This is a genomic window from Vibrio sp. OPT18, from assembly GCF_015163615.1.
GTDB classification, from domain to species: domain Bacteria; phylum Pseudomonadota; class Gammaproteobacteria; order Enterobacterales; family Vibrionaceae; genus Vibrio; species Vibrio coralliirubri.
Window position 1 is genome coordinate 1 of the sequence record NZ_JADDYK010000062.1, and the last position, 6,357, is coordinate 6,357.

Consider the following 6,357-nt stretch of genomic DNA (forward strand, 5'->3'; position numbering starts at 1 on the left):
TAAACAAAGTCATAGGACTAGGTATGCCCGTTAGAAGCTAACGGCTAGTCAAATATGGCATCGTTGATCTTCAAGCTGATTTGATCAACAACGCCTCTCTACATTACTTCTTACTGCTCTTGCTACGGCTCCAACGTTCGCCTCTGATTTAGATGTGGACTGGTTTGTTGGTGCTGGTGCGGGTTATCAAAATGACGACGTCAGTGGCCTTAATGCAACCAACGGTGAAGATGCTTCTTTTGAAATTCGTGGTGGTGCGATACTTGAAGAAAACCACCGATTAATGGCTACATACGGTTACATGGACAAGCTAGAACAAAGTAAATTCTTAGCATCTTACGACTACATATTGCCTGTTTACAACGACATTAACTTATTTGCAGGTGTATCATTGGGTGCAGCAGACAGTGAAGTGGCAAACGAGAGTTCAACAGAATTTGTGTGGGGCGGTCAAGTAGGTGCAATGTATGAAATCAACGATAACTGGACGACTGAAATATCTTATCGTTATCTTGCTCAAGATTTCGAAGAAAATAACGTAGAAATCGATAATACTCAACAAGTTATGGTTTCTGTCGATTACCGATTCTAAGTCACAGCCTCCTATAGGCAGACATCAAGAGTGAGCATTACGCTCACTCTTTTTTATTTGTAGAAGATGGGCACCCCAGTGACCTTCTTGTTTAGTATCTAACCGCTCTGAGATCTTAGAAAGTTTAACGTTTAGTCATAATGGATTGTTTTTTTCTCAATAAGACAGCACCTCTCAAAAGCCAAACCATCCTCAAATTATAATACCAATCGTAGTAAATAACTGTTCACCCTAGCTTGTTAAAAGGCTCGATAACCGCGTTAGAATTTTTGATTGTAGAATAACAACTTATCGAACCTACTTGTCGAAAAGATCCGCCTTGTTCTCAAGCCTTTTCCTACGCTATTTTTGATCACTTACTCATTGTGATTGGTATAAGCATGACATCACTCACACCAACATTTCTAGGTATTCCATTCTTGTATGGGTACATACTTAACCCGTCATCGTTCACACTTGTCATTAACTATATAATCCATCACTCACCCTTGTGAGTTCGATCAGGGGTTAAGGGAAGCCAAGGTATACATGAATGTAATGAGAACATAGAGAGGAAGACAACCATGCCCGACCAACAAATGAGCCTATGCTACGGCACTGCGATTCTAGTTGAAATGAACCTTGTAAGAATTAATAGAGGGCTTTGTCAGTTGCTTGGATATACCCCTGAACAGTCTGTCGCACTAGCTTCTCTGTCGTTGACAGATTTGTTTTCGGATTCCGATAAAGTACAAATTGAAAACGAGGTTGAACTTGCCCTCCAAGATCACTCTACATCGCAGGCTTTAGTCCTTCACATGGCAAACCAACACCTCGGTACGATACCAGTCGCTTTGACTCTTAAGAAGATTATATGGGGCTCCCTGCCAACGGTAGAAATGACATTCTTCGATATACACTTCACCTACTCGAAGCTTCTTGAAGCCAGAGAGCAAGACCAAATATTCCGAGATATGATTTTACAATCAGCTCAAGGAATACTTGTTCACCAGAACTTCAAGCCACTCTTCGTAAATGAATCTTGGGTGAAACTGCAAGGTGGCAAATCGATTGAACAAGTTCTTACGATGAACACAATCCTGTCGCTGTTACCCCCTCATACACTCCAACATGTAAAGCAGCGATATCTAGATCTCGTCGAAAGAGAGCAGTCTAAAGCGAGTAATGTCGTTGAAAATATAGGTTTAGATGGCGTCAGTCGATACTTCAATATCTACGACAACGTTATCGATTGGCAGGGCGAGCGTGCCGTGCAGGTCGTCCTAGAGGATGTAACAGAAAAAGTCGTTCTAGAAAACAAACTCAAATACCAAGCCAATCATGATGATATGACGGGGTTACTGAATCGTAGAGCGGTTTATTCGTGGGCTGAAAACCAAATCTCACAACACACTCCATTGACCTGTCTATTGATGGACATCGACGATTTTAAACAGATCAATGATAACTATGGGCACTCTGTCGGTGATGATGTCATTCGAGCATTGTCGAACAGTGCGAATAAGGTTATTTCAGATGTTGATGGGGTTATTGGCCGTTGGGGAGGCGAAGAGTTTATCGCTTTCGTTCCACATATGTCGATACAACAGACGCAATGTATCGCGCAAACCATATGTCAAAACTTTAGAGACATTACGTTTCAAGACTTTCAAGGGCAAGTATTTCATGCCACCGTAAGCATCGGTATTAGTTACATGACGACAATAAATAGAGAGCAATCTTTAGATGCACTTGTTCAGTGCACCGACACGTTGTTGTATACGGCCAAAGCGCAAGGTAAAAACCAGGTTTGCATTAAAAATCGTCGCCATGAACACCTACTCCCCGCGGCCCTCTTCGCATGAGAAAAGTAATGAATCCAGTAAGGGAGGGAGCTTAGATTCTAATTCACTATATGCTAAGTAGGTGTACTGAGGGTCTGTCGTGAAGGATGACTTACTGCAATCGTCAATATAAGGTCCGATTACAACCACTTTGTAAGCCAGTCTCGGCGTTGATTGTACAGTAAACTCGCGAAACCATTTACTATCAAGTATCAGAGCATGAATGTTCTTGCAGAAATCATCTGAATTAATATCCACACTATATAAGCGCACTTCTTTAAGTTGAAAGAGTAAACTTTCAACTGCTGTAAATAACCTATCATCACCGATAAATTGAACATTCATCTTTAAGCCTGTATTTCAGTTACAATTAATGAATTGTCATCTTTATCAAGGATTTTTCATACTCGGAAATTTACTAGTTTGCATGACTAGAGTTTCGTTTATGATGCTTTGAACGAGCGCTTGTTAGATGAATGTGATAAAGCTAAAGTAAGAGTAACGGTATACAAAGGATGTAACTATGACCCCAAAAACAGTTTTGCTTGCAGACGACCACGTAATGGTTGCTGAAGGTATAAAAAACTTGCTGGCCAAGGAATATCAAGTGGTTGGCATAGTAGAAGATGGTAATGCATTGGTTCAAAAAGCGAAGGAGCTAAAGCCTGATATTATCGTGTCCGACATTTCAATGCCTATAATGAATGGCATTAGCTCAGCCGAAAAAATCATTGCAACCAATAAAGACGTTAAAATTATTCTGCTGACTATGCACCCTGAATTGAAATATGCGATGAAAGCCCTAGATATCGGCGTGCATGGTTATGTGCTCAAGCACGCAGCCCCAGAAGAGTTACTCACCGCCATAAAAACGGTACTTCTCAACAAGACTTACATTACACCTACGCTCGCTGCAGACATCATGGATGCTTACAAGAATAATCAAGGAACGAAAGACCCGCTCGATATTCTGACTTCACGTCAAAGGCAAGTACTACAACTTCTTGCAGAGAGTCATTCAGCAAAAGAAATTGCCAATATTCTCAATGTTTCAAGCCGAACAGTTGAGTTTCATAAATACAAAATGGTTGAAATACTTAAACTTAACAGTGCCAGTGAACTGGTACCTTTTGCGATAAAAAACGGGTTAGTGTAGTTCATCTATTCCCAATTTTAAGTCAATCAAACTGAATAATACGAGCGCAGAGTGTTAATAAAAATCTGCTCTGGCTCCGACAGTTCTTTGCTCGATTTGTATGTGATATAGGCATCTTCGCGGCATGAATAACTAGAGTCAAACAGTTCAACGGCCTCACCGTTTTTTACCGCTTCTTTCATCAAGACATCAACGTTCCACGAAATACCCATATCGTTCAATAGTGCCTCCCTCGCCTTAATCGCATCATCGACAATTAACGAAGGGGTAACCTTTAGTTCATGGTACTCACCATCAAAATAATAGCGCCATCTGCCAGCAACTTGCTTAGGTTGCTGGATATCAATACAAGGAACATCAGAACCCAAAATATCCCTTGGGTGTTCTATTTCTGGATGCTCTACCCATAATCGAGCAGACACATAGCAATTCCTTTTAGCTTGAAGGAAATGAATGACTCGATTGTGTTCCACATCCATCCTATTCCCTTGTAATCTAATCGCATCACCTAAATTTTGTGCTTGTTCATTATTTTTCAGCGTTTTTAAATCGACAACAATATCCGGATAGTTTTTTCTAAAGAATGGTAGAAAACTATTCATCAATAATATAGCCAACGGTTGAAGCGCCTCAACAATCACAACTTTCGAATCTTTTTCTCCTTGGTTTGCGATTTTTTTCAAAGCGTTCAAACTTTGTTTTACCTCCAATGCTCCATTTAAAAACTGCAAACCAAATTCTGTTAACACTACTCCACTTTTAGATCGCAAAAACAATTGAGATTTTATTTTCCCTTCAAGAGCCAGAATTCTGCGGCTTACCGTTGGTTGAGGAATATTCATGGCTTCAGCTGCATCACTGAAACTAGAGAAGTTGGTCACTTCCACGAAGAACAACACCTCTTTACTTTGAATTTGCATCGACTTACACCAAGTAATGATCACTGTTAATTATGCTAACGTGTAGTGATTTTAATTAACCCTCGATAATTTACTAGTTTTCACCTTTCGCCTTGAACTCAACAATAGACTCGTATTTATTCCTTAATTGACTAGCAATTTTACGAGCTGTGAATTTCGTACCATCTCTTATGATCTAATTAATTCAGATTTTTGTGTTCCCACAACTCAACATTTACATTATCGAGGAAAAGATTATGAGTTTAGTCAGCGTTCCTTTTGTCGACAGCACTAATGACATTGTGCTTCACGGTATCGCCGCCGTCGTGCTGATCGTATCGGTTTGCGCCGCAGCTATTGCATTTTGGAAACTACACGAACTTCCAATAAGTAAAGCTCACGCTAGCGAGCACCGCCAACTAGGGCTTATAACAGTGCTTACATGGGTTGGCTTTGTTTGGCACTGGGTTTGGGTGCTCGCCATCATCATCGCTTTCCTCGACGTCGAACAAGCTATCATTCGTCTTCGTGATATTTGGCATGGCGGTGCAAAACAACCCCAATACACATTAGATGAAAGCCAAGGAGATAAATTATGTTAGAAGGTCTAGCGATTTGGGCACTGTTTATATATATCCTGCGCCTACTTGGAGTTCCTTGGAACAAACCGTTCAAACTATTTGCTTATATTGGTGGCGGACTTTGGTTAGGGTTTGTGTGGATCGGATTAATTAATTACACACCAATGGATTTATCTGGTGGTTCAGTTGTTCAAGCACCACACGTACAACTGAGACCGGGTAATACTCAAATTAAAGGCAAGGTCAATAAAATACACATAGAGCCAAATTCTAAAGTAAAAAAAGGTCAGCTTATATTTGAATTAGACTCAGACGTTTATCAGATTCAAGAAAGCCAAGCTGCTACAAAAAAACAAGCAGCAGAAGTCGCGTATATGGTCGCTCAAGAAGAAATAAAACTTTCTAATACACAATTTAAAACAGGTTTAATCAACTTAGATATATCTAAAAGTAACCTGAATTCAGCGAAAGATGACTTGGCTCTGCAAGCTAGCACGCTCAACCGGTATGTGACACAGAATGCGAAGGTGAAATACACCATCACAGAAAGCCAAATGGACGAACAACGTACAAAAGTGTCTTTAGCGAGAAATAATGTTCAATCTCTAACAAATGAAATTGCACGTAATCAAGTCCAAGTCACAGAGTCAAAGATCTATATAGAAAAAGCCAAGCTTAACGCCATGAAAGCAAAAGCAACGCTTAACTCAGCGAAAGAAGATCACGAACAAGCGCTATGGAACCTAGCTCAAACAAAAGTCCATGCTCCTTCGAATGGTTTTGTCACTAACTTTATCCTTCGAGAAGGTCAGTACGTAGGCATACTTTCACGCATGCAAATGTATACCGATGAAAAATACGTATTAATGCGAGTCAATCATCAAGCGATACGTAATGTAAAAGCTGGACAGCTTGCTGAGTTCGCATCTCCTGTTTACCCAGGGAAAATATTCTCTGCTGAAGTTCAAGGCATAGTTGAAGCTACCGGAGAGTCAGAAGCTGGCAGCATGGGTCGTGAGTTATCCGTTTCGAAAACGACATTACAAAATGTGAAGAACAAGTATCACTTTGTACGCCTCAAACTTAACGAGCCTGAAGGTTATGACATTCCAGTAGGGGCGGTAGGACTTGCATGGATAAGCGGCGAAAAACCGAGTCACTACCTATCATTCCTTGATGCTATCCGTGGGATAATCATTAGAATGAAAGCTCAGATTTACTATTTCTATTCCATCTAAAAATTCAGCCCACCAGTTCATGGTGGGCAATTTATTATCCGATAACAACACCTCCCCCCCCCCCCCAA

Annotated in this window: 5 protein-coding genes and 1 pseudogene; 5 read left to right on the forward strand and 1 reads right to left on the reverse strand. The window is 40.6% G+C overall.

The genetic code is table 11. The features are described 5' to 3' along the window. Positions 1-112 precede the first annotated feature (112 nt). The 3 genes and pseudogenes from IQQ51_RS17065 to IQQ51_RS17075 form a co-directional block, all read left to right on the forward strand. A pseudogene (locus tag IQQ51_RS17065) lies at positions 113-592 on the forward strand (outer membrane beta-barrel protein); the annotation flags it as partial. Positions 593-1,155: 563 nt separating this feature from the next. Then, complete coding sequence (locus IQQ51_RS17070; protein WP_193841636.1) at positions 1,156-2,436, forward strand: diguanylate cyclase domain-containing protein; 1,281 nt, start codon at positions 1,156-1,158, stop codon at positions 2,434-2,436. A 502-nt stretch (positions 2,437-2,938) separates the two neighbouring features. After that, the gene (locus IQQ51_RS17075; protein WP_193841637.1) at positions 2,939-3,571 is read left to right on the forward strand and encodes a response regulator; all 633 of its coding nucleotides are present in this window, start codon (positions 2,939-2,941) and stop codon (positions 3,569-3,571) included. Positions 3,572-3,597: 26 nt separating this feature from the next. Here IQQ51_RS17075 and IQQ51_RS17080 read toward each other — a convergent pair whose 3' ends face one another. Further along, positions 3,598-4,491, reverse strand: a complete 894-nt coding sequence (locus IQQ51_RS17080; protein ID WP_193841638.1) for a LysR family transcriptional regulator — start codon at positions 4,489-4,491, stop codon at positions 3,598-3,600. Positions 4,492-4,727: 236 nt separating this feature from the next. Between IQQ51_RS17080 and IQQ51_RS17085 the strand changes: the two genes are divergently transcribed. Then, the gene (locus tag IQQ51_RS17085) at positions 4,728-5,072 is read left to right on the forward strand and encodes a hypothetical protein (RefSeq protein ID WP_048614891.1); all 345 of its coding nucleotides are present in this window, start codon (positions 4,728-4,730) and stop codon (positions 5,070-5,072) included. Next, on the forward strand, positions 5,066-6,289 hold the full coding sequence (locus IQQ51_RS17090; RefSeq protein ID WP_048614890.1) for an HlyD family secretion protein: 1,224 nt from the start codon (positions 5,066-5,068) through the stop codon (positions 6,287-6,289). The genes IQQ51_RS17085 and IQQ51_RS17090 overlap by 7 nt, the downstream gene beginning before the upstream one ends. The last annotated feature ends 68 nt before the right edge of the window (positions 6,290-6,357 follow it).

What these genes read in the sequence shown, in the direction of transcription:
- IQQ51_RS17080 (WP_193841638.1), bottom strand. Translation starts at nt 4,491, where the DNA reads ATGCAAATTCAAAGTAAAGAGGTGTTGTTCTTCGTGGAAGTGACCAAC.
- IQQ51_RS17090 (WP_048614890.1), top strand. Translation starts at nt 5,066, where the DNA reads ATGTTAGAAGGTCTAGCGATTTGGGCACTGTTTATATATATCCTGCGC.
- IQQ51_RS17070 (WP_193841636.1), top strand. Translation starts at nt 1,156, where the DNA reads ATGCCCGACCAACAAATGAGCCTATGCTACGGCACTGCGATTCTAGTT.
- IQQ51_RS17085 (WP_048614891.1), top strand. Translation starts at nt 4,728, where the DNA reads ATGAGTTTAGTCAGCGTTCCTTTTGTCGACAGCACTAATGACATTGTG.
- IQQ51_RS17075 (WP_193841637.1), top strand. Translation starts at nt 2,939, where the DNA reads ATGACCCCAAAAACAGTTTTGCTTGCAGACGACCACGTAATGGTTGCT.